Source organism: Neorhizobium sp. P12A, from assembly GCF_008365395.1.
Taxonomy (GTDB): Bacteria; Pseudomonadota; Alphaproteobacteria; order Rhizobiales; family Rhizobiaceae; genus Rhizobium.
This window is the reverse complement of sequence record NZ_QOVX01000012.1, coordinates 73,252-92,756: the sequence shown is the minus strand read 5'-3', so window position 1 is coordinate 92,756 and position 19,505 is coordinate 73,252. Positions and strand designations below refer to the sequence as shown.

The following is a 19,505-nucleotide window of genomic DNA, read 5'->3' as shown; positions in this document are numbered from 1 at the left end:
TAGCGCCTCATCGGCGCGGCAGCGTTGGCCGTGCTCGGAAGTTCCTGTACTTGGCTTCGTAGCATCACCGATGATGGAAGATGGGAGACGGGCGTTCAGCCGACGGCGATCGATGAATACGTCCAGATGCTCTCCGCTTCCGGTGCGGCTCGCACGGACTTCGAACGACGTTGCGGGGCTTTCAGCCCCGAGGTGTTGGGCGAGACGAGGGACGCCAAGTTCCTGGCAAAGCCTGGCACGGGGCTGTCTATGGCTGCTGGATTGGATTCACCTCCCCAGCCTCGCATTCCGGCAGTCGCGCAGGATTGGCGAGTTTCGCCAACGCCTCGGGCTTGGCGCACGCCGGGAAGCCAGCTAGTGGCATCGTCTCTATAAACCGACTGCGCTCCACTGTGCTTAGGCCAGGTTCATTGATCATGCTCTCTACAGTCAGGTCCGGGTGATGCTTGAGAGCTTCTATAGCCGAAGCATTCGCTTCATCGGTTCGACCCAGTGCCGCGAGGGAGCTGCTGCGCACTACCCAAGTCCACTTTTGGTAGCTGTTGGGCGCCATGCGCTCCAGCATCTTTACCGCGTCGTCATACCGGCCCGCCATAAAATAGGCAGGTGCGAAGAAGTTGGACGCCCACATCGGATAGTTCGGGTCGAGCCTCATCACCTTGTCGACCATTTGGGCGCCACGATCGGGTTCGCCGAAGCGTGCTGCAAAGCCGGTATAGAAGGTCAGGATTTCGGACGAACCCGGAGCTAGACGAAGGGCCGTGTCCAGCTCAGACTTGGCGCGGCCCATGTCGCCCTTATTGGCAAGGCTCATACCAAATACCGCATGCGCTTCAGCGTCGCTCGGATCGATCCGCACCGCGCGTTCGGCCACATCGTCAGCCGCCTTGCGGTTGCTCTCGGGATTGACACCAAACAACTCCAATAGTTCATGCGCATGGTAAAGTTCTACCCAGGCCCGTGCCAGCCCCGGGTCGAGCTCGACGGCGCGGTCGAGAAACATGACGGCCTCCGACTCATCCGCTTTGGTCAGTTTTTCAATCTTCTCGGATCCAAGAAGATAATAATCATAGGCATTGAGGTTTTCAGGCCGCTTGCGTTTGGCTGCCGCGCGCCCGGCCTCTTGAATCAGTCCCACTCCACCGCCGAGGCGGTTGGCGACCTGCTCTGCGATTTCGGTCTGAACGGCGAACACGTCCTCAGCGGGCCGGTCCCAATTCTCAGACCAAAGATGGTGGCCGGTTTTTGCATCGATCAACTGTGCTGTGATCCGTACCCGGTCCTCCTGCCGCTGGATCGAGCCTTCCAGTACAAAGCCGACATTGAGCGCACCAGCGACCAGGCGGGCATCCATCGGCTTGTCTTTATAAACTTCCGTCGAATTTCGCGCCATCACCTCGAATTCGGGAAACCGCGCAAGGTCGGTGATGATGTCCTCAGTCAGGCCATCAGCCAGACGGCCGCTAGCCTCGTCGCCGCCATAATTGCCGAAGGGAAGCACCGCCACCGACGGCTTGCCGCTCAATGGTTCAGGCTGCAAGAACCACCAGACCCCGCCGCACGCCAGAGCAAGGGGCACGACCGCCACCGCAGCCGTCTTGGTCCAGCGCGGGATCATTCCGAGAAGCGGGCGACGCGCCCGTTTGCCGTCGAGTCTGAGCCGATATATCCGCACCGGGCGGCTGATGTTCTTGACCTGCTGCTCCCCGGCGAAATCGAGCGGCCAGTCGAGTTTGCCCTGGAGATGGTCGTATGCCGTCCCCGACACCATCACGCCGCCCGGCTCGGCCAACTGTTCCAGCCGCGCGGCGACATTCACGCCATCGCCGTAGACATCGCCATCCACCAAGGCCACATCGCCCAGATTGACCCCGACGCGGAATATGATGCGCTCAGGGTCCGGCAGGTCGGCGTTTCTTACCGCCACGGTATTCTGAAACTCCGCGGCGCAGGCAACTGCATCAACCACGCTGTCGAAGACGACGAGCGCGCCGTCGCCCATCAGCTTGACAACGGTGCCATGGCGTTGGGAGATGGCGGGATTGATCAGGTCGGCGCGAATGGCCTTCAGCCGCTTGATGGTGCCGATCTCATCGGCCTCCATCGCCTTCGAGTAACCTACCATATCCGCCGCTAGGATCGCGAGCAGCTTCCGGTCGAGCGCGAGCGTACCCATCATCGTTGCCTTGCATGAGCATGCAATAGTGCCGGCAGTCTACACCCATCGAAGCACGGCAACTAGCACACCACCAAAAACGACATGTCGATCCGCAAATCGAGGTTCGCAAATTGCAGCATCGGATGGGTGGGCTTTGTGGAGCGGGCATGCCTATATCTTCTTGAGCGCGCGGCGCAATGAACCAAAGCGCAGCCGATAGTGCGCAGGCGTCAGGCCTGTCTCGCGGCGAAACAGGCGGCCAAAGAAGCTTGTGTCCTCGTATCCGACTTCGTCGGCGATGGCTTCAATCGGCAGATCGGTCGTTTCCAGGATCTGCTTGGCCTCCTCAAGACGCAGTGCTTGCACATAGTTCAGCGGTGTCATGCCTGCGACCTTGGTGAAGCGGCGGATGAACGAGCGCTGCGGAAGACCGGAAAGTGCGACCATGGCAGCGACCGGGCTTTGAACCTTATAGTTCGTCGCCAACCACTCCTGACATCTATTGATCACCCCATCCGTCGTCTGCTGGAGGCTCATGAGCGACGCGAAGGGCTGCTGCCCCATGTCATGCCATTGCAGCATGTAGACCTTGGCAACCTCCATCGCTTCCTTCAGCCCGACAAACCGCGCGATGAGATAGAGCGCGAGATCCTGCCAGCTCGATCCGCCTCCCGCCATGACGATGCGTTGCGCCTCGCCACTCAGCACGAGGGACCGATCCACCCTGACCTTGACGCCTGGATAGTTGTTGGTCAGTGTTGCGACATAGCCCCAATGGATTGTCGCCTCGCAGTTGACCAGCAATCCGGCCTCGCCGAGCAACACGGCACCTGAACAGGCACTGGCCAGCATCGCGCCATCCTCGTGAGATCGCTTCAGCCAACTTGCCTCAGGTTCGTACATCCCGGCGACGCTTTCGCCCGGATTGACGAAGAAATCCGGGATGCACACGATATCGGGTGAAGGGCAATCGCAGAAATCAAAGTCCGGCTTCACCCAGATTCCATTCGCAGCCGCGAAGCCGTCAGTTGAACGGGCAACGACATACGGATGCATGCGCTGTTCGCCCGCTATGCCAGTTATGATGAATGGCCAGTCGCGCCCAGGTGAGGAGAACAGGTCAAACATGCCGAACAACGCGGAGGCCGTGACTTCCGGCACCGCGAGGATGGCAATATTAATGCGATTGTCTCGACCGAGCATGGCAGAAATGACCGCCTTTCAGCATTTTCGACTTTAGTCCCAATCGTCCGGACGTACTAGGCTTGCGGCGAACCAAGGGGAGACCTCGATATGGCTCATGAAGCGCTCCGCAGCACACTGCATGGTGAACTCCTCGAACCGGGAAGCGCTGCTTACGACGCCGCGCGGATAGTGTGGAACGGCATGATCGACCGGCGACCCGCGCTGATCGCCCGATGCCGCAATGCCGCAGATGTCATGGCGTCGATAAACCACGCCCGCGCGCACGGGCTCGCCATTGCCGTTCGCAGTGGCGGACACAATGTCGCCGGATACGCAGTCTGCGATGGCGGACTGATGATTGACATGTCACTGATGAACGCTGTTCACATCGCACCCTTACTTGATCGGGCCAACGTCGAGGGAGGTGCCACCTGGGGCGACGTCGATGCTGCAACCACGCCATTTGCACGCGCCACGCCCGGCGGACTGATTTCGATGACGGGCGTCGCTGGACTGACCCTATCGGGAGGTATCGGCTGGCTGCGGGGCACTCACGGTCTGAGCTGCGACAATCTGATTGCCGCTGACTTGGTCACCGCAAGAGGCGACCTCATCCGTGCGAGCGATACCGAGAATACCGATCTGCTCTGGGCGCTGAAGGGCGGTGGCGGGAATTTCGGCGTGGTCGTGAACTTCGAGTTCCGCCTGCATCCGATCGCGGACGAAATCATGTTCTGTGCGCCCGTATACCCGGAAGACCGTGCCAGAGATATCCTCCCGCAATGGCGGGACTACATGACCACGGCACCGGACGAAGTCAGCGGTCTTGCGGAATTCTCGACTATACCCAGTGATCCGGCCTATCCCGAAGAGACCTGGGGCAGGCGCGTGCTTTCCCTTGCCACGGTCTTCGATGGCCCGGCCAAGAAGGGGGAGCGCGCCACGCAGCCGCTGCGCGACTTTGGTGAACCGCTTTTGGACTTCAGCGACCGGATGCCGTATTGCATCCTCCAGAGCATCTACGACGGACTTTTTCCGAAGGGCCGGGATCGCTGCTACTGGAAATCGACCTATCTTTCCCGTCTTGATGACCATGTCATCAGCGAGATCGTCGAGAAGTTGTCAAAACGGCCGTCCGAGATGACTTACGCGTCGATCTGGAAATTTGGCGGTGCAGTCCAGCGTGTCCCAGCCGACGCCACCGCCTTTGGCGATCGCTCCATGCCGTTCATGCTGAGCCTTGATGCAATCTGGTCCGATCCAGTAGACGATGATGCCAACATCGATTGGGTGCGCAATTCCTGGCGCAGCATGCAGGCCCATTCCACTGGCCGACTCTATCTCAACTTCCCTGGCCTTGGAGAAGGTGACAGCCTGGTTCGAGACGCTTTCGGTGCTGAAACTTACACACGGCTTAAGCAGATCAAACGTGCCTACGACCCGGACAACATCTTCCATCTGAACCAGAATATTTTGCCGCATTGATGTTCGGCGGGGCCGCTCATAGCGGCCGAGGCGGCCTGAGCCCGAGGCTCGCATTCGCTTAAATTGCTCAATCCGTGTCTGCGGACGCGCAGACTTGAGATCCGCTGGACGCAATGTGCTTGTTGGCGAATTGGATGGGAGGTTGTGGTTGTCGTCAAATTCAAGCCGCTGGATCCCAAGCCTATCCTTGATCTCGACGCACCCCCACAAGGAAAGCAGACTATTATGGAGATGAGATTCTTTCCAAGCCGTCCTCTTAACGATCACGACGAAGACTCGACCAAAATGATCCGTTCCGACCAAGATACTCGCAAGGCCTACAGGATGCCGGTCTGCGCGTGGAGGCGCGGGTATTTATGGTGTGCGCAATCAATTGGAAGTCGTCGCCGCGACCTAATCGGTGCACAGCCTTGTGCATGTCAACTTCGCAACTCCCTCGCTTATCTGTTTCCTGCTCTCACTTTTCATCCTTTCACTTGGCAGCGCGTCGCGGTACAATTAGAGATTTCTAAAATACAAAAATGGAAGGCGTCAAAACAGGGAACCTTCTCGTCTTTGGACCGGGAATCAACTATGGGAGGTCGAACATGCTTAGCGGCTTTAGCAGGGCCTGCGCGCTAATCCTCTTGTCAGGGAATTTTGCACTCGCCCAATCGGATCAGATAGAGCCAAATGCTGGAACGTGGAAGACGTGGGTAATCAGCTCGGGCAAAGACTTCCGAGTCCCGCCCCCACCGGGTACTTCCGCAACCGAGTTGGGGCAGGTTCGCGAACTTGTCGCAAAGAGCGATGCCCAGGTCGCCGTCAAAATCACATTCTGGGACGCTGGCTCGCCCGGCTATCGATGGATCGAGTTGGTCAACAAGCGTCTTCTCGCAAACCAGACGATCCCCAATGCGCATCGCGTCTATACCTATTTGACGATGGCGATCTACGACGCCACTGTCGCGGCTTGGGAGTCAAAATACTTCTACAATCGCCCCCGCCCGAGCGAGGTGGATGCGACGCTGCCGACTGCGCTGCCGACGCCTCGCAGTCCCGCTTATCCATCTGAACACGCGGCAGCCGCCGGAGCCGCCGCGACTGTTCTTGCCTACTTCTTTCCGGACGAGGCGTCGTCGCTCCAGGCGATGGCCGAAGAAGCCGCGCAGTCGCGTGTCCTTGCCGGTGTCCAGTTCCCAAGCGACTCCTCCGCCGGCCTGCAACTGGGGCGACGCGTGGGAGAGCAAGTGATTGCAAAGGCAAAGGCCGACGGCTCCGATGCGGTCTGGACCGGCACGGTGCCGACCGGGCCGTGCAAGTGGGTCGGAGAGAAACCCGCCAATGTAACCATGCCAAACTGGAAGCCGATCCTGCTCGAGGCAGCCGATGAATTCCGACCGCCGCCTCCGCCCGACTGCAAGTCTGCGGCCGTGAGGGCCGAGACGGATGCGGTCAAGCAGTTTGATCGAAAATTCCCCAACAATTACAAAGCGTTCTACTGGCAAAGCCCATCCGGCCTGTACACCGACTGGTATGACTATGCCAGCAGGTGGATGTTCGAGGACAAGACGGATTCGAACCCGCCCCGCGCCGCACGAGCGTACGCGTTGCTCGCAGCCGTCCACTACGACGCCTTCATTGCAAGCAACGACGGGAAATACGCTTACTGGTACCTGCGGCCGAACATGCTTGACCCGAGCATCACTCCCCTGTTCGCAGTGCCGGCCCATCCCAGTTATCCGTCGAACCACTCCACGTTGTCGACTGCCCGATCCGAGGTCCTTGCCTACCTGTTCCCCAACCACGCGGAGTTCATCCGCACGGTCGGCAAGGAGGCGGGCGATTCCCGCATCTGGGCCGGCATTCACTATGAAATGGACAACCGGGCCGGTGTCGCACTTGGCAAGTCGGTCGCCGGTAAGTTCATCGAGCGGGCAAAAAAAGACGGGGCCGAGTAGCGAACGGGAGGAGGCTTGTTTGATCCGCGCTCAGAGGATGACCGCCGGTGCAACCCACGGCTTCTTGTGAAGAGGACAACATCGCATCCACCTTCGCCAAAGCCGCCGCCAATGCCCGCAAGGCCGGTTTCGATGGTGTAGAGATCCACGCGGCTAACGGTTATCTGATCGAGCAGTTCATGAACTCGGTGCTCAACACGCGCACCGACCGCTACGGCGGTGGCAGCGGGGAAGATCGGACGCGCTTCCTGATGGAAGTCGTCGGTGGATTGATGGCTGAATTCGCTCCGGGGCGCGTGGGCGTTCGGCTGCCTCCCTTCGGCAAATACGGCTCCATACCGATTGACCCTCTCGTGGAGGAAACGTTCCTATATGTTGTCGAGCAATTGGGGCGCCACGGCGTCGCATATGTCCATCTGCTCTACGAACTGTTTCCGGCCGGGAATATGGAATCGGCAGCGCTTGAGCGCCGGCATCTCCACCATGCCCTGTTGACCAAGGCTCGGGCGGTGTTTCCTGGGGCCTTCATCTGATGTGGCGGCTTTACGGATCTCAAGCATGCCCAGGCTGCACCCGACACCGGGTTGGTGGACCTGATCACCTATGGTAGGCCGCATATCGCGAACCCGAACCTCGTTGAGCGCCTCAAGAATGGTTGGCCGTTGGCCGTCGCTGACCGGTCCACCTATTATACCCGCGACGGCGAGGGGAGTTACACGGACTTCCCCACATATTCTAACGATACTGCTGTAAGTGGCGCCGCCTTACGCGGCGATGGGCCGAGCAGGGTTCTGGGCGGATGTTTCCCAGAATCCTGCTGGTTGACTTCGAACTTCGTTTAACCGCTTCACCCGTGCCGGGACGCTGGACCTGGCCGAGACCGGCATCACTGTCAACCCTGTGGCGCCCGCCCGGTAGAAACAGAGAGGTTCCGCCCGCGTCACCTCCCATTTTCGGCCGTCAACGGCGTCTCTAGGGTCAGGCCCGAGCTGTCTAGCAAGGCCTCGGTGAGAAGTGCCACCAACGGCTGCACGATATGCTGTAGAGCTGGATTTTTGCCGATGACGGAGACTTCGGCGACAGGGAGCGCCGGCCAGCGCTCGGAGGTGGGCAGGATCTTCATGCCGTTCTGGACGAATGACTTCCCGAGGACGGTGACCCCGAGGCCGCCGAGGACAGCGGCCTCGATGCCTAAGAGATTGCTTGCGGTGCAGGCCGTCATCCATTCGCGACCGATCACATCAAGCGCCTCTGTCATGACGGCGCGATAGATGCACGGCGGCCGCCTCATCACCAGGCGGACGGGCCTGCGGTCGTCGGCGCGATAGTCTGAGTTGGCGGTCCAGACCAGCTGCTCGCGCCAGATGACGCGGCCAGGATGGGGGGACCCGTCCTGCCGCCTCTTGGCGATGATGATGTCGAGGCGCCTAGCCTCGTATTCGACAAGCAATTCCTCAGTCGCCGTCGTCGTCAGCTCCAATTGCACGTCCGGATGGAGGTGGCTGAAGCGGGAGAGCAACCGGGGGAGTTGCGTCTGGACCAAGTTTTCGGAGATACCGAGCCTGAGGAGCGAGACCTTTGGCGGATCGCGCAGCTCGTGCATGAAGCTTTGATAGTGGGCGAGTAATCGCTTGCCCGCCACCAGAACCCGCTCGCCGTCACATGTCAGGCGCAGCGACCGGCTAGTCCTGTCAAAAACGCGCATCTGCAGGATGTCCTCAAGGCGGAGCACCTTCTGGCTGACTGCCGATTGCGAGCGGCCGACCACTTCGGCTGCTGCGGTGAAGCTGCCGGTCTCGGCGACCGCGACGAAGGCGCGGAGCAGATCAGGTTCCACATCGGGTAATATCGTCATCAATTCGATTTCCAACTAGATGCTAGTTACATTATTCGTTTGTCTTCTTTTAAGCAATCTCCAACATTGACGCCAGAAACGAACGTGCAACGCATGCTGTTTCAGAAGTGATCAAGCGTCCTTGCACATCCTGTCGGGCGCGCAGCGCTCCAAGGAGGTATGGACATGGCAAAGAGAAATTCGGTCGAGATCGTCAATAATTTCTGGCGGGAAGTGTGGCAATCGAAGAACCCTGAGGCCGTCGACCGGCTGGTGGCAAAAGACTTCGTCATCACCACGGGCGGGGTCGAGGTCCGCTCAAGGGAAACCTTCAAAAAGTGGATCGCGGCCTTTCTTGCGAGCGTTGACGACTTCCGGTTCGATGTCGTCGAAATCTTTCAGAACGAGACGGGCGACCGCGTCGTCTCCCGCTGGATCGTCACGGGCAGAAACAACGGGTTTATGGGCTCGCCGGCTTGCGGTTCCCCGATCAAAATGACCGGCACCGCCGTAATGCATGTGCGCGAGGACGGGCTCCTGCAGCACAACTGGGTGGAGCGCAATGCGCTCGAGGTGCATCGCGGCCTAGCCGGAGTAAAGCACGTCGCCTGAACTCCACGTGACGCGGCGGCCGATGGAAGAACAGTGATGCCTAGAATTCCCAGAAAGTACAACCACTTCGTCTTCGGCGTCATCCAGTCGGGGATAACCTGTGCCATCGCGGCGGCAATCGCGAGCTTTCCTTTCTACGCGGAGGGAAATTTTGCCGCCCACTGGTTACGAGCCTATCTGCTCTCTTGGATGGTCATGCTGCCGGTTGTGGTGATCGCGGCGCCTGTCATCCGCAGGCTTGCGGATGCGCTCAGCGACTGAAGGTCAAGCCGCTCGCGGGTCGATGGTCGAAAATTCGCGGTGAAAATACGGAAATATTTCATATCGAAATCACCGCGGTTCAAATTGAAAGAAGCGACCAAGGTTCAAAAGGCTAAACCTTGGTCGCAATACTAATGCGCGCGCACCACCGTAGGTGTGGTTTTATGGCTGCTAAAGGCCCTGTTCAAAAGGGCGATGCCGAGAGCAGGGATCAGAAGGACCAGCAGGGACCACGGCAACGCCGACGCGCCAAAATTCTGCAAGATCAGGCCGCCGCCAAATGCCCCACCAGCAATGGCGATGTTCCAGACTGTCACGATGATAGCTGCCGCCGTGTCTGCAGCCGGGCCGGCCGCGCGGATTAGGGCGGTCTGGAAAATCGTACTTGCTCCGCCAAAGGCAAGACCCCAGATCGCAGCCGCCCCATAAACAACCAGAGGGGAGACGGCACCGAACGCCAATAGCAGCGTAGCAACAATAAAGAGACCGATGTCGGCCACGATGAGCAGCCTCAGTGCCCGGTCGACTGTGGCGCCGACGATCGCGATGCCAGCCAGTGAAACAATGCCAAAGGTCAGCAGAACGCGATCCGTCTGACCGCTCGCTCCGACGGTATCCAGAAGCGGCGCGATATAGGTGTAGAGCATGTTCTGCGCCAATATATAGGCCAGGATGGTAACGAGCACAGGCAGGATGCCGGGCATCAAGATGACCTTCCACAGCGAAAGCTGCTGCCCGCCTTTCTGTTCTCCGGCAAAGTCTGGCACTTTCACGAGCACCCAGCCGATGAGCAGGAGGGCGATAAGGGTCATGAGACCGAACACGGTTCTCCAGCCAAATGCAATTCCGATGAAGGTGCCAGCCGGAATCCCGATCGACATAGCCACCGGAATTCCGGCAAGTGCAATGGCCATGGCCCGTCCGCTCAACTGCGCCGGCGCCATGCGCACGGCATAGGGTGTCATGAGGGCCCAAAGCAGCCCTGCCGAAACACCTCCCAGGAAGCGAGCAACCAGAATGATGCCAAAGTTGCCGAAAACTGCCGTAACGGAGTTGGCGACGGCGAAACCGACGAGCGTCATGATGAGAAGCCGGCGTCTGCGCCAGCTGCGCGTCGCCGTCGTCAGCGGGATAGCCGCAAGAAGGGAGCCGATCGCGTAGACCGAAATGAGCTGTCCCGCCCAGGAATCACTGACGCCAAGATCGGCACCCATCTGGGGCAAGAGGCCGGCAGGCAGGGCCTCGGTGAGGGTTACCAAAAAGCTTGTCGTTGCGAGAGCCAGCAGGGCAAGAAGTGGCAGGCCTGAGCGTGTATCCTCAGCGGCTGTGGCGGCTTGGATCGTCATAGCTGTGCTTCTCCCACCATATGTTCTGCGCAGCGGGGACTGCCGATTGTCAAAAGGGATGTGGAACGCGCCGCCGTGGCCCCGCCTGCATCGTGAGCGGGTTGAAGCTCGCTGATCGAGATGCCGACGCTCTCAAAATGATCCAAAGGCCGGAAGACTTGAGTTGGGCCGTATTGGGCCCATCCGCTTCTTCCGATTATTCCGTTTCTCATCGTTATTTCTTTCCTTGGTTTCCGGTCCGCTTTCGCGACCAACCAAAAAATAGCGAAGCAACTAATCAAGAAAAACGGCCCGGCATTCCGATGACTACGGAATAAAATTCCGCTATGCCGGCATGATGGAACATCTGGGCACCATGAGTTTGTTTGTACGCGCGGCAGAAACTGGGAGCTTCGTTGCCGCCGGCCGGCAGGCAGGGTTGTCAGCGTCAGCCGTAGGCAAAGCTGTCGCGCGCCTCGAACAGCGCCTGGGGGTGCGCCTCTTTCATCGCAACACACGCAATATGACCCTGACGGAAGAAGGCCGGCTGTTTCTCGATCGCTGCCACCGGATTTTTGAGGAAATCGAGGCGGCGGAGATGGAGCTGACCCAGACGGTGGCCGCGCCGAACGGCAGGTTGCGGGTCAGTTTACCGATGGTGGGCATGCTGCTGATGCCGGTTATTGCCGACTTCATGACGGCCTATCCGGCCGTCACGCTCGACCTCGACTTCACCGACCGCCTGGTCGACGTGATCGAGGAGGGTTTCGACGTGGTGATCAGGACGGGAGTTGCAAACGACAGCCGCCTGATGCGCAAGAGCCTGGGCAGGTTTCGCTCCAAGCTGGTGGCGTCGCCCGCTTATATCGGCCGACGTGGCATGCCGACCTCACCGGCTGATCTGGCGCGCCATGATTGTCTTCGGCAACGATCCCAATCGACGCGCAAGATTATCGACTGGCCGTTGAAAGCCGATGATGGCGTCATTGCGATCCCGGAGACGATGAGCGCCAACACGATAGAGCCGCTCGTTCATCTGGCTGAAAGGGGCTTTGGGATCGCCGCTATGCCGCCGTTTGCCGTCGCCGCCCAGATTGAAGCCAGATCGCTGGTGTCCTTTTTGGACGACCATATCCTCACGACTGGCGAGCTTGCGGCCCTGTGGCCGACCAGCAGGCAGCTTTCCCCCCGCATACGCGCTTTTGTGAACTTTCTGACCGAGCATCTCCAAATCGGTGCTGGAGAGTAGGGTCGTAAAGCGATGATAGCGGCACGGCAATTTGTCTCACGAACCGTCATCCAGCAATGGACGCGGGATGGCGGCAAAGCGCAATCACCTCAATACTCATGTATGGAAACAAGGGCAACGAGCTCAGGATTTGGTGAAGCTCTTCGGCATCATTCACATCGAATATGCTGATGTTTGCCCATTTTCCAGCAATCCGCCAAATGTGCAGCCACTTGCCCTTGCGCTGCAATTCCTTGGCATATTCGATCTCGGTCGCAGAAAGCGCCTCGATCTCTTTCCTGTCCGATCCGTGCGGGACCTGGATCGTGATCTGAACCTGGAAAAGCATGCCGATCTCCTCTGTATCTCTCAGAAGGCGTCTGCGTTTTTGCTGTGATGCCGCCTGTTCCCGGCGTGCGCCAAACGGGGTGCCGACCACCCCGCTAGTGGCGTGGGAACGGGATTGCATCCGATTGGCTCGCAAACCGGAAGCCGATGGATTAAATCGCGGATACCGTGACCTGATAGCGATCGAGCGCCGGCACGAATAGATCGGCGATGGCATGATCGGAGGGCGGATTCTGCCCGGTAATGAGCTCTCGATCCTCAACCACATTGGTCTGGAAGACGCCCTTGGTCTCAACACTTCCGCCGGCAATTTTCAGGGCGTTAGCAACATAGAACGGCACCTTGCTGCCATTCATCATGTTTTCTTCTACCCAATGCTCCTCGTCATCGGAAAAGATGGTCATCCGATAACCTGCATACTGCCAACCTTCCGCTGCCGCCTTTGCCGCTTGCAAGTTGCCGTCGACCATTGCCCGCCGGAACTCTTTCGCTTTCGGCATTGCGGCGGTCACAGCGATCGGGCCATGGCAGAGAAGCGCGGTCGGTTTGGAGTTTGAGTGGAAATATCTGAGAACCTCACCCAGATCGGAATCCTGCATCAGATCGATCATCGGCGGATGGCCACCCGGCAGGAAGACGCCGACATAGTTGCCAAGACCTTCATCGATCACCGAACGGATCGAGCGCGGATTTTGCATGCCGGGATAGTTAGCGACAAAATCCAGGGCTTTCTGCAGCTCCTGTTCGCTGCCGCCGAAGTGACTTGCGGCAACGGAGTGTTGATCGACCACGGGCTGATCTCCCTTCGGAGTGACCAGGACGATCTCATATCCCGCTGCGGCGATTGCTTGGCCAGGAATGGCAAGCTCGTTCAGATAGTAGCCTGCCGGCTCCCTTCGACCATCCGCAAGTTCGAACGTGTCAGCACTGGATCCGACGATAAGGACTTTTCCCTTGGTGCTCATGATCCTATCCTTCGTATTGAGGGTGACAACTGAGCCGCCTTGGGCGGTAAACTCATCCAGACGGCCGCATCGGCGATTGCCAATATCGAGGCAGCTGACGAACACACCTTAAGTCACGGCTGGCCGCAGCGGCTGCGAAGTGATGCTTGAGAGCGTTTAAAGATACGAAGGCGAACGGCTCGCGCCTTTTGCGCGGCCGGTGGCTCTCAAGACTTCACAGCGTTTCACTCGAAAAATGCGCGCAGCAAATCCAGTTTGAGGCTCGAATAGAGCAACGAACGGACACCCTATGACGCCCTCAGCACCTACACCCAGCTTCATGCGCAATGCCGCACTCGGGATAACTCAAATCCTGCTCTGGGGCGGATCTTACTTCTTTATGGCCGTCATCGCAAACCCGGTGGCTGCATCGACGAACTGGTCGAAGGCCTGGGTTGTCGGTGCCCTCTCCATCGCAATCCTTGTATCCGGACTGCCGGCGCCGTTCGTCGGACGGTTGATCCGGCGGCATGGCGGGAGACCGGTTCTCATCGCCGGATCGCTGATCCTCGCGATCGGCCTGGTCATCGCGGCTGAAGCCTATTCGCTTCCGATTTTTCTGCTGGGCTGGGCCGTTATCGGGGCCGGCATGGCGGCCTGTCTTTATGATCCGCTCTTCTCTGCGGTCGGACAGGCCTATGGCAAGGAAGCGCGTGGCGCATTGACCCAGATTACCCTGACCTCGGGCTTTGCCATCACGCTATGTTGGCCCGCCAGCAATTTTCTCGTCCAGACAATCGGCTGGAGAGGGGCTTGCCTCTCCTATGCGGCAGTTTCAGTTCTGGTCGTCATTCCACTCTTTGCCTGGGCACTCCCCTCTCACGTCGGGATCACTGAGGCGGCAACACCAGTTGACGAAAAGCACGCAGCCGCGGTCACGCCCAAAGGCCTGCACCGCCTTACGGCATCGTTTACCGTGGCGTCGATGATCATGACGGCCGTCTCCGTCGAACTTCTGATGCTGCTAGAGCAACGAGGTGTAAGCACGGATCATGCCGTCGCGCTTGGCGCGCTGATCGGTCCGGCACAGGTTATCGCCCGCGGTCTGGAAGGCGTGTTCGGAAAACGCGCTCACCCCTATTGGAGCCATTTGGCCTCCGCCGTCTGCGCGCTCGTGGGGCTATTGGTCCTGGCTCTAGCGCCGAGCTTCGCATGGCTGGCAATCGTCTTCTACGGCGCCGGCAACGGAATGCGCACCATCGTCCGAGGGACCCTTCCCTTGGCGCTGTACGGACGGGACGAATACGCAACCGTCATGGGACGGCTGGCAAGGTCACCATTGATCGGGCAAGCCGTCACGCCGCTGGTCGCAGGGCTGGTCATCGAGCATCTGGGCAATTCGGCACTCCTGCCCGGCCTGCTGGCGATCGCCGCGGTCAATCTGCTCCTGTCCTTTGCCGTCTTTCCGCTGCTCGGTGGCGGGAAGACCATAGCGGCAGCCGAACCCGAAACAGTTCCTAGCCCAAGCACTGAGGAGACATCACCGGGCAGGCAGCCATCGCAGTGCGAAGCTGCAAACGCCTGATCGGTCTCGCATCTGGAGAATGTGTCATGTCTCACAATACGCTCATTATCGCGGCCCATCCCGATATCGCCAATTCGACCGTGCATGCCGCCTGGCTTCGGGCGGTGCGCAATGCGGGAGTGGCGGATGTCCATGATATTGTCGCAACTTACCCGGACGGCGTTATAGACGTGCCCAAAGAGCAGAAGCTGATCGAGGCGCATGCTCGCATCATCCTTCAGTTCCCGATTTTCTGGTATTCGGTCCCCGTCGTTCTCAAGAGCTGGATCGATGAGGTGCTGAGCCACGGCCGGGCTTATGGGCCTGGGGGTGAAGTCTTTATCGGCAAGGAGCTTGGGCTCGCCTATTCGACGGGGACCGTCGCATGCCTACAGGGCGGGAGGGCGCAATCATTTCTCAATGCGCGAACTGACAAAGCCGCTCGAAGTGACCGCATTGTTTATCAAGGCCCGTTTCTTGCCGAGCTTCATCCTGCATGGTGCCAATGCCGGCTTCAGCAGTCAGGAACTGGAAGAGAGCACGAAAGCCTTCCTCGCCTATCTGGCAACTGACTTCTGATCATTTTCGCAAGCATTTCCTCATTACAAGGGCGGGCCTTCAATTTCGCCCTTTTTCTGCAAGCGCTTTGTGCAGCAGCTCGCCGCTCTGGTTCACAGCGCAGGCCGCAGCCGCGGTGCTCGACAGGGGGGCGAGCACCGCGAAGTCGTGGATGGTGCCCACATATCGGACGGCGGCGACGTCGACGCCGGCCTGGAGGAGCTTAAGGGCGTACATCTCGGCTCCTGGCCGTGTGACGTCATAATCCGCCGTGATGATGAGCGCGGGTGGCATAGCTTCCAAACGGGTGTAGCTGACATTGTCGGGGAATATGCCGTGCTGGTCGATCGCGACGCCAAAATGGCGCGCGCAGAGCCTGCGGTAGACCGGACCCGATAGCCATGCGATGTCGGCATCGTCGCAGTTCGATCGACCAAACCCTACCCAGGGACAAAACAGCGCCTGAAAGAGCAATTGCGGTCCCCTCTCCTGCAATGCTCGCCAAGCGACGCCAGTTGCAATGCAGGCACCGGCCCCGTCGCCGGCAACGGCCAAACGCGTTCCGTCAAGGCCGAACTCACCTCCCCGGGATGAGATCAGGCTCGCCAGCCGAAATCCCTGGTTCTCGGGCTCGGGATAATGCGTGTCGCCGATGAGATCATAATCGAGAAACGCAACGGCAGCCTGAGCTCGGGTAGCAAGCGCGGCTACGAGCCGACTATGGGTGGACCAGCTGCCGGCGACGAAGCCGCCGCCGTGAAAATAGAGAATGACCGGCGGACTACTCTTGAGGCCCGGTGGTCGGACAAGATGAAAGTCGAGAACGGTACCATCCTCCGTGCGGACCTGATGGAAGGTTACATCGATGCCCAATGCCGAATGACCATTTGACTGCAGCTCTTCGAAGGCCGGCTTCATTTCGGGCGGAGAAAGTCCGTAAATTGAAGGTTTGCCGGCCGCGGCGCGGGTGTCGAGAAAGTCGCGAATGGCGGGATCAAGCACGGCATGCGAGCCGCCGGGGCTTATCAAACAGTTTGGACGTGACTTCATTTTGGCGTCTTGGGGTGACATTTTGAGATCTCGGCTTGGAGGCGTTATGAGATCGGCAAAATGCCTGCAATTCATCCCGAACACCCGCGAAGGCTTGTGAAATGTTGAAGCCCGGGCCATAATTTCGGGCATTCGCTCAGGCAATGGTTGTCGCCCGTTGGGCACGAGACCGGGGCCTGGGAGCTCTCGAATAGAGGCCTAAACCACGGATACCGCCCTAACTTTTGGCCCTTATGTCATCGTCCCATCGCAACGGCTTCTGACCCGTGACGACAAGCCGGTGCAACTGGGCAGTCGCGCCTTCGATCTCCTGGTCGCCCTGGTTGAAGCCAACGGGGAACTTGTCAGTAAAAGGGACTTGACCGAGAAGGTTTGGCCGAACGGATTTATCGACGAAAGCGCCTTGCGCGTTCATATCGGTACGCTTCGCAAGGCCTTGGGAGAGGGTAAGGACGGCCAGCGATTTATTCTCAATGAAGCCGGACGCGGTTATCGATTTGTGGCCGCGCTCAACAAGGTGCGACAGCCTGCCAGTGAGAGCTCGACCGGAAGTAAAAACCGGACCCTTGTCCTGTCCCGACCCCTTGGGCGAATTGTCGGACGCGACGACGTCGTCGCAGTCCTCTGCGATCAAGTGCCGGACCGCCGTTTTCTGACGATTGTCGGACCGGGCGGAATGGGCAAGACGACCGTGGCGGTTGCCATCGCCGACCGACTGGCCAGCCACTATGAATACGATCCCCTGTTCGTCGATTTTGCCTCGGTCGCAGATGCATCATTCGTGTCTTCCACCCTGGCTGCTCTGTTGGGTGTCGTCGTTGCCGAGGAGGATGGTCTTCCGACAATCCTGCATGCGTTGTCCGAACGGCGACAACTTCTACTTTTCGACAACTGCGAACACCTGCTTGAAGCCGTGTCTGCGCTGGCCGAAGCGATCCTCCGGCACGCTCCCGGTATCGATATACTTGCCACCAGCCGGGAGCCGTTGCGCGCAGAAGGGGAATGGATCCACCGTTTGTTGCCCCTGAGCCTGCCAGAACGGGACGACATAACGAGCGCTGCCGACGCCCTTCAATTCTCCGCAGTTCAGCTTTTCATGGAGCGTGCCCAAGCCCTGACGGGCGGCTCCATGCTGACGGACCAAGATGCGCCCTTTGCCGTTGAGATTGCCCGGAGGCTTGATGGGATTCCGCTTGCCCTGGAACTGGCCGCCGCCCGGGTCGACATGTTCGGCTTGCAGATGCTTGCCAGGAAGTTGGACGACCGTTTCTCCATACTGACAAAAGGCCGCCGTACCGCGCTGCCGCGCCATCAGACACTGCGCGCCACGGTCGACTGGAGCTACGAACTCCTCGCCAAGGAGGAACAGGCACTGCTGCGGGCGCTCTCGGTCTTTCGCGGCCGATTCCAATTGGACGACGCTGTCGCCGTCTACCCCGCCGGGGAAGCGGGTATCTTCGATGGCCTCTCGAACCTTGTCAGTAAATCGATGGTCGCCGTGGAGGGGGGCAAGCGCGGTGTCTCCTACCGCCTTCTCGACACGATGGCGGCCTATGCCGAGGAGAAGCTTGCCTCTTCCGGCGACAGTCAGGCGGTATCGCTAAGGCATGCTCAATTCAGCCTGGATGTGGCCGAAAGGGCAAATGCGGCGATCCTTGAGGGCAGATTCGCCAGCGAGAGAGACGAATTTGCGCGCTATCTCGATGATCTTCGTTGGGCGATGAACTGGGCTCTGTCTCCCAAAGGCGACCTGGCCCTCGGTGCGGCGATCACCGCGGCCGCCGGTGCCCTCTGGTTCCAACTCACGCTTCTGACCGAATATCGGCAGATGACGGAGCGTGCGCTGGCTGTGATTGCCGGAACGGACAAAGAGGACACGCCGGTCGGATTGCAATTGTTGACGGCGTTCGGCCAGGCCGTATGGCACACCGAAGGGCCGCGGACGGCCATGGTTGACGCGTTCGAACGCACCCTGGAACTCGCCGAACGAGCCGGCAACATCATCTATCAAGAGCGGGCGCATTGGGGACTCTGGAACGTCAATACGCTTCGAGGAGACTATCGGTTGGGCTTTGCCCATGCCGAAAAACTCGAAGCCCTCTGGCCGAAGGGCGAGCATGCCGTCGTGGTCGACCGTCTGAAGAGCCGTTCCCTGAACTATATCGGCCGCCAGAACGAAGCAATTGAACGAGCCCATCGCGTGCTCGGCCATTTTCTCGCAAATGGTGTTGCGCCGGCCCACAGCCTCGCCTTCATCGAGCCCGTGGTTGCCCGCACGATCATCGCACGCGCCGAATGGTTGCGGGGCAATCCCGATCGGGCGCTGTCGGAAGCCGAGCTCGCCATTCAGGAAATGCGGGCTGCCGATCACGCACTGTCGCTTTGCTATGCGTTAGCGGTTTCGGGCGTGCCGGTTGCGTTGTGGGCAGGGGATGAACAGCTTGGGCAAAGCCGTATCCGGGAGCTTCAGACCACCTCCGAGCAGCATGGCCTTCTGTTTTGGCGTTCCTGGTCGAACACCTATGACACGATGCTCAACTGGCATGCAGCCCCCGCAATCGACAGGCTACCGGAGTTCGGTGCGATGAAACTCGAACACCTGTGCACCTGGGGGATTCTGGAGGCCCTTCCTTTTCTGGAGCAGCGTATCGATGCCGGTGAAGGTGGGTGGTGCATTCCTGAATTGCTGAGGCTACAGGCAACCGCCCTTCATGCCGAGGGCCAGCACGCGGAGGCTCGTGGGCGGCTTGAACGCGCCAAAGGAGAGGCGGAGCTATCCGGCGCAAAGTCGTGGCTGCTTCGTATTGCAATGACGAATGCCAGCTTCCTGCGTGAGGCCGGACAGGTTGACGAAGCGCATGCGCAACTTCACGCCGTCTACAACGCCTTCACAGAAGGATTTGGGACCGCGGATCTGGAACGGGCAGCCAGGATGCTCGTGGACATGGAACGGCGGGGCTGAGCGCGCCAATCCGGCACAGCGGCAGCGACTTTTTCGAACAGGCCGGCCCCG

The 19,505-nt window shown here is 59.5% G+C and carries 16 protein-coding genes; 9 read left to right on the top strand and 7 right to left on the bottom strand.

The genetic code is table 11. From position 1 onward, the window contains the following. Positions 1-247 precede the first annotated feature (247 nt). Both DTW90_RS25965 and DTW90_RS25960 read right to left on the bottom strand, forming a co-directional pair. Complete coding sequence (locus DTW90_RS25965; RefSeq protein ID WP_149342059.1) at positions 248-2,176, bottom strand: adenylate/guanylate cyclase domain-containing protein; 1,929 nt, start codon at positions 2,174-2,176, stop codon at positions 248-250. A gap of 153 nt (positions 2,177-2,329) precedes the next feature. Further along, on the bottom strand, positions 2,330-3,361 hold the full coding sequence (locus tag DTW90_RS25960) for a helix-turn-helix domain-containing protein (RefSeq protein ID WP_149342057.1): 1,032 nt from the start codon (positions 3,359-3,361) through the stop codon (positions 2,330-2,332). Between the two features lie 90 nt (positions 3,362-3,451). On the opposite strand from DTW90_RS25960, the gene DTW90_RS25955 reads away from it, so the two are divergent. The 3 genes from DTW90_RS25955 (at position 3,452) to DTW90_RS37710 (ending at position 7,301) form a co-directional block, all read left to right on the top strand. Next, positions 3,452-4,828 (top strand): FAD-binding oxidoreductase, encoded by a 1,377-nt coding sequence (locus DTW90_RS25955; RefSeq protein WP_149342055.1) that lies wholly within the window; start codon positions 3,452-3,454, stop codon positions 4,826-4,828. 755 nt (positions 4,829-5,583) lie between these two features. Further along, the gene (locus DTW90_RS25950) at positions 5,584-6,768 is read left to right on the top strand and encodes a phosphatase PAP2 family protein (protein ID WP_149342053.1); all 1,185 of its coding nucleotides are present in this window, start codon (positions 5,584-5,586) and stop codon (positions 6,766-6,768) included. Positions 6,769-6,815: 47 nt separating this feature from the next. After that, positions 6,816-7,301: a hypothetical protein gene (locus tag DTW90_RS37710; RefSeq protein WP_246665049.1), complete on the top strand. Its 486-nt coding sequence runs from the start codon at positions 6,816-6,818 to the stop codon at positions 7,299-7,301. A 407-nt stretch (positions 7,302-7,708) separates the two neighbouring features. On the opposite strand, the gene DTW90_RS25940 is transcribed toward DTW90_RS37710, so the two are convergent. Beyond that, positions 7,709-8,623: a LysR family transcriptional regulator gene (locus DTW90_RS25940; RefSeq protein ID WP_149342051.1), complete on the bottom strand. Its 915-nt coding sequence runs from the start codon at positions 8,621-8,623 to the stop codon at positions 7,709-7,711. Between the two features lie 165 nt (positions 8,624-8,788). Here DTW90_RS25940 and DTW90_RS25935 point away from each other — a divergent pair, with 165 nt between their 5' ends. Then, complete coding sequence (locus tag DTW90_RS25935) at positions 8,789-9,214, top strand: ester cyclase (RefSeq protein ID WP_149342049.1); 426 nt, start codon at positions 8,789-8,791, stop codon at positions 9,212-9,214. 36 nt (positions 9,215-9,250) lie between these two features. Next, positions 9,251-9,475 (top strand): DUF2798 domain-containing protein, encoded by a 225-nt coding sequence (locus tag DTW90_RS25930; RefSeq protein ID WP_149342047.1) that lies wholly within the window; start codon positions 9,251-9,253, stop codon positions 9,473-9,475. A 131-nt stretch (positions 9,476-9,606) separates the two neighbouring features. Here the strand turns inward: DTW90_RS25930 and DTW90_RS25925 are convergent, their stop codons facing one another. Next, a complete protein-coding gene (locus tag DTW90_RS25925) occupies positions 9,607-10,821 on the bottom strand; it encodes an MFS transporter (protein ID WP_149342045.1) in 1,215 nt (404 codons plus the stop codon). A gap of 334 nt (positions 10,822-11,155) precedes the next feature. On the opposite strand from DTW90_RS25925, the gene DTW90_RS25920 reads away from it, so the two are divergent. After that, entirely contained in the window at positions 11,156-12,049 is an 894-nt protein-coding gene (locus DTW90_RS25920; RefSeq protein ID WP_348642665.1) for a LysR family transcriptional regulator, read from the top strand. Positions 12,050-12,095: 46 nt separating this feature from the next. On the opposite strand, the gene DTW90_RS25915 is transcribed toward DTW90_RS25920, so the two are convergent. Both DTW90_RS25915 and DTW90_RS25910 read right to left on the bottom strand, forming a co-directional pair. Continuing rightward, on the bottom strand, positions 12,096-12,377 hold the full coding sequence (locus DTW90_RS25915; RefSeq protein WP_149342153.1) for a muconolactone Delta-isomerase family protein: 282 nt from the start codon (positions 12,375-12,377) through the stop codon (positions 12,096-12,098). Between the two features lie 151 nt (positions 12,378-12,528). Beyond that, positions 12,529-13,341 carry a type 1 glutamine amidotransferase domain-containing protein gene (locus DTW90_RS25910; protein ID WP_149342043.1) on the bottom strand — a complete coding sequence of 271 codons (813 nt, stop codon included), beginning with the start codon at positions 13,339-13,341 and terminating at the stop codon, positions 12,529-12,531. A 289-nt stretch (positions 13,342-13,630) separates the two neighbouring features. Between DTW90_RS25910 and DTW90_RS25905 the strand changes: the two genes are divergently transcribed. Then, positions 13,631-14,905: an MFS transporter gene (locus DTW90_RS25905; protein WP_149342042.1), complete on the top strand. Its 1,275-nt coding sequence runs from the start codon at positions 13,631-13,633 to the stop codon at positions 14,903-14,905. Positions 14,906-14,931: 26 nt separating this feature from the next. Continuing rightward, the gene (locus DTW90_RS25900; protein ID WP_149342040.1) at positions 14,932-15,456 is read left to right on the top strand and encodes an NAD(P)H-dependent oxidoreductase; all 525 of its coding nucleotides are present in this window, start codon (positions 14,932-14,934) and stop codon (positions 15,454-15,456) included. A gap of 46 nt (positions 15,457-15,502) precedes the next feature. Here the strand turns inward: DTW90_RS25900 and DTW90_RS25895 are convergent, their stop codons facing one another. After that, on the bottom strand, positions 15,503-16,492 hold the full coding sequence (locus DTW90_RS25895) for an alpha/beta hydrolase (RefSeq protein ID WP_188080048.1): 990 nt from the start codon (positions 16,490-16,492) through the stop codon (positions 15,503-15,505). A 280-nt stretch (positions 16,493-16,772) separates the two neighbouring features. On the opposite strand from DTW90_RS25895, the gene DTW90_RS25890 reads away from it, so the two are divergent. Next, positions 16,773-19,454, top strand: a complete 2,682-nt coding sequence (locus tag DTW90_RS25890) for a winged helix-turn-helix domain-containing protein (RefSeq protein ID WP_188080047.1) — start codon at positions 16,773-16,775, stop codon at positions 19,452-19,454. The last annotated feature ends 51 nt before the right edge of the window (positions 19,455-19,505 follow it).

Bases quoted from the DNA above. Each gene is read 5' to 3' on its own strand.
- DTW90_RS25965 (WP_149342059.1), bottom strand. From the start codon at position 2,176: ATGGGTACGCTCGCGCTCGACCGGAAGCTGCTCGCGATCCTAGCGGCG.
- DTW90_RS25960 (WP_149342057.1), bottom strand. From the start codon at position 3,361: ATGCTCGGTCGAGACAATCGCATTAATATTGCCATCCTCGCGGTGCCG.
- DTW90_RS25955 (WP_149342055.1), top strand. From the start codon at position 3,452: ATGGCTCATGAAGCGCTCCGCAGCACACTGCATGGTGAACTCCTCGAA.
- DTW90_RS25940 (WP_149342051.1), bottom strand. From the start codon at position 8,623: ATGACGATATTACCCGATGTGGAACCTGATCTGCTCCGCGCCTTCGTC.
- DTW90_RS25935 (WP_149342049.1), top strand. From the start codon at position 8,789: ATGGCAAAGAGAAATTCGGTCGAGATCGTCAATAATTTCTGGCGGGAA.
- DTW90_RS25930 (WP_149342047.1), top strand. From the start codon at position 9,251: ATGCCTAGAATTCCCAGAAAGTACAACCACTTCGTCTTCGGCGTCATC.
- DTW90_RS25925 (WP_149342045.1), bottom strand. From the start codon at position 10,821: ATGACGATCCAAGCCGCCACAGCCGCTGAGGATACACGCTCAGGCCTG.
- DTW90_RS25920 (WP_348642665.1), top strand. From the start codon at position 11,156: ATGATGGAACATCTGGGCACCATGAGTTTGTTTGTACGCGCGGCAGAA.
- DTW90_RS25915 (WP_149342153.1), bottom strand. From the start codon at position 12,377: ATGCTTTTCCAGGTTCAGATCACGATCCAGGTCCCGCACGGATCGGAC.
- DTW90_RS25910 (WP_149342043.1), bottom strand. From the start codon at position 13,341: ATGAGCACCAAGGGAAAAGTCCTTATCGTCGGATCCAGTGCTGACACG.
- DTW90_RS25905 (WP_149342042.1), top strand. From the start codon at position 13,631: ATGACGCCCTCAGCACCTACACCCAGCTTCATGCGCAATGCCGCACTC.
- DTW90_RS25900 (WP_149342040.1), top strand. From the start codon at position 14,932: ATGTCTCACAATACGCTCATTATCGCGGCCCATCCCGATATCGCCAAT.
- DTW90_RS25895 (WP_188080048.1), bottom strand. From the start codon at position 16,492: ATGAAGTCACGTCCAAACTGTTTGATAAGCCCCGGCGGCTCGCATGCC.